5 protein-coding genes are annotated in these 2,878 nt (G+C 41.0%); 1 reads left to right on the top strand and 4 read right to left on the bottom strand.

Translation table 11 applies throughout. The features are described from left to right. From CAPSK01_RS23655 to CAPSK01_RS23645, 4 genes are all read right to left on the bottom strand, one after another. The coding region (locus CAPSK01_RS23655; RefSeq protein WP_273703942.1) for a phage terminase large subunit family protein at positions 1 to 1,202 on the bottom strand (1,202 nt) is incomplete at its 3' end. Between the two features lie 6 nt (positions 1,203 to 1,208). Next, positions 1,209 to 1,658, bottom strand: a complete 450-nt coding sequence (locus tag CAPSK01_RS17250; protein ID WP_034929604.1) for a hypothetical protein — start codon at positions 1,656 to 1,658, stop codon at positions 1,209 to 1,211. Then, positions 1,655 to 1,885, bottom strand: a complete 231-nt coding sequence (locus CAPSK01_RS23650) for a hypothetical protein (protein ID WP_273703941.1) — start codon at positions 1,883 to 1,885, stop codon at positions 1,655 to 1,657. The genes CAPSK01_RS17250 and CAPSK01_RS23650 overlap by 4 nt, the downstream gene beginning before the upstream one ends. Before the next feature lie 210 nt (positions 1,886 to 2,095). Further along, the gene (locus CAPSK01_RS23645) at positions 2,096 to 2,581 is read right to left on the bottom strand and encodes a hypothetical protein (RefSeq protein WP_273703940.1); all 486 of its coding nucleotides are present in this window, start codon (positions 2,579 to 2,581) and stop codon (positions 2,096 to 2,098) included. Between the two features lie 43 nt (positions 2,582 to 2,624). Here CAPSK01_RS23645 and CAPSK01_RS23640 point away from each other — a divergent pair. Continuing rightward, positions 2,625 to 2,878 (top strand): hypothetical protein (locus tag CAPSK01_RS23640; RefSeq protein WP_273703939.1); only part of this gene is annotated, 254 nt, incomplete at its 3' end.

Below are 2,878 nucleotides of genomic sequence, written 5' to 3'. Positions count from 1 at the left end.
CTTAGCTCCCTATATCGTATCTTAAGCTGTGCTAATGGTACTTCCTCAATATGGACCACTTGCATAGCCCCGTCGAAAGAACACCTTGCTATAGTAATATGGCAGGTCTTGCCCAGGTCCACTCCCATTACTGTAAAAGCTGATCCTTCATGGTAACTATTTACAATCACTCCTTGTACTTCATCAGGGGAGAGTACTGACTCCCTAGAGAAGTGAGGTAATCCAAGGTTAAAGTTAATGAATTCTCCTATATTTGTATAGGACGTGCTTGCTTCTATCAGGTAGCTTGGGGTAATAAGGTTCGGACAGTCAAACGGACTTACTTGAAACCCATCCGCTACATGATTCTCATCCTTATTCTCACACACCCACTCCCTATATTTAGGGGCTAGATTAGGCTTCTTGCCACATTTAGGGCATTCTACATAAGCCTCTGTATGATTTATGGTATGTATTCTTGTCTTGGTGATGTCTCTCAAGTCTCCAGAATATCCAGGGATTTTTACATGATCATAGTAATCAGGGATAAAATAATGGTTGCAATGATTGCACCTAGCAAAGTTAAAATGCCTTTTAGACTGCATGAATGCACTATCAATTCCCTTTCCTGGTATAGTGGGTGTGGACAACTTCAGTCTCATCTTATAAAGCGAATGAGTTAATCGAGACTGGTATTGACTGATTACCAATGGATCACTGAAATCCAACTCATCGTGTACTAGAAAGTCAGTTGGTATACTAATAGGTGCGTTACTGGATGCTGCACCTTTCATATATAGAAATGACCCCGCCCCAAATTGTTTCACTTCAACACTATCTGTCCCTGTCAACATCCCTTTAAGATATGCTGATTCCTCAATTACTGGATTTACGCGGGTTCTAACAAGGACCGATGCTAGTGTAGCTGTAGGTAGCGTATATACTACTGTGAACTCTTTAATCATTCCGCACAGAGCAAGGGCTTTTCTAATCGACAACTCTGATATGCCTACCTGACTACACTTTCTAATGACACATTCCCTAGCCGTACTGTCCAATATACGTGGCTGATACTCGTGATTCTTATAGGAGAAATTCCGACCATTAATGGTCGTGTTCCTACTAATCCATTTAGATACCTCTGTTAAGGCTGTGGCTTGTGAAGCCCCCGCCCTTAATCTTAATAGGTGATTTTTAAATGTAACTTCCTGAATTTTATTCATATTAGGTTATTCCATCAATCCCGCTTTTCTAGCTTTCAGTTCATACTCTAGGAAGAACTCTTCCTTAAACGGATCAGGTTGTGATTTAATCACATCTATAAGAGTTGACTCCATTAGGTTCAAGGTTTGCTGCAGTCTCAGGTCATCTTGTAACTTCACCAATTGTCCTAGTGTGGCTACTAGCGTGTTTGCTACTTGTGCTTTTTGATTTACTGCTACTTCTGTATCTAACAGGCAGGTGTCCATGAGTCTTTTTGTTTTTTCGTATTGCTCCATTAGCTCACTTTCTAGATTTAGCTCCTTAACTGCTCTAGGCCCCGGCTGTGGAAGTAGGCTCTCCACTAATCTCAACAATTGCTGTAATTGTTGCTCTGGCATGGCCTTTAGTTGATCCTCCAGGCTCAATGCCCTAGACTCTGGAGCTTTTAACTTTGCTAGTTTAGACTCGTCAATCATCCGTAATTCCACTCTTTAATGTAAATTGATACGTTAGAGGAAGGGTTTAGTATTGCTTTTCTTATCTGCTCACGGAATTGTGACCATTTAGGGTTTTTCTTGTATGTGCCTACTAAGTGTACATCGCAATCTGTCAATTCTCCTGTCTCTACTACTTCAAATAAGCAATTCGCTATTCTGTACAGGCCTTCCTGCTCTTTTGTACCTCCAAATACTATTGTTTTCATAGTAAGTCTTCCAATACTATAACTCTTACTCTAAACAAATTGGCTCTTTTCCTTATAACTGATTGTACTTCGGGCCACAATTTGTTTGATTCCTAATCTCCAGATAGATATACCGTTAAATCCCCTGTATCAGGAATATCTGATAGGTCGTTTATTCTTTTAAAACACTTATAGGAACTGGTTACTTCTCCAAACAGTAAGTTTTCCATGTCATACCTTTTTCTGAATTGGTCCAGGGGCGTATCCATACTTACTTCTGATTCCGTGCATTGTATACTTTGTTACTGTCAGCCTTGTACAAGCTGTTTCTAGGTTTATCCTACCTTGGTCTAGTTGCTCAAGTGTAGTGTACAGGGTAGGTAACTCATCCTTCCAATACCGCAAGATGCTCTCTATTGATTTATGGGTAGCTCCTGTGGATTCTACTGCTTTATCTACCGTAATAACTCCTACGTACACATCCAGGGCTGCTTTTAATACCGATCTTGGTTTTTTCACTACTGTAACCTTGTTATTCAGTTCTGAACCTGTCAGGGGCTGTAGAGAAAGAACGTCAAGTCCGTAATATTTCGCTATCTTTATTAGGTGATGAGCAGGGATTCTATCTACTCTGATCCATTTGTACACCGCTCCAGAGGACACTTTTAAGTGTCTTGCCAGGGGTGCTACTGATTTTATGAGTTCTCTTACGGTCATCTTGCTCCTCCTTGAATGAGTGTGCAGTTTAGCAGATTTGTGCGTGGTTTTTATTTTGATTGTGATCATGACCAGGGAGTACAGCAATCCGTGTGTTAGAGAGCGATATTGGGTTTGTGTTTGTGTTGGAAAGTTTGGTCTGGGTATTGGAAAGTTTGGTCTGGGTATTGGAAAGTTTGGAAAATCTAAAAATTTTTTTAAGGGGGTTGGGAAAGCGCAGCGAACCATTAACAATATAAAAGATATGCCGTCTGGCCCTGACCGCCAGCTTGCCCTGGCCCTGACCGCCAGCTTGCC

The sequence above is a fragment of the Candidatus Accumulibacter vicinus genome, assembly GCF_000584955.1.
Lineage (GTDB): Bacteria > Pseudomonadota > Gammaproteobacteria > Burkholderiales > Rhodocyclaceae > Accumulibacter > Accumulibacter vicinus.
Note: the sequence above shows the minus strand (reverse complement) of the source record. Positions and strands in the feature narration are given on the sequence as shown.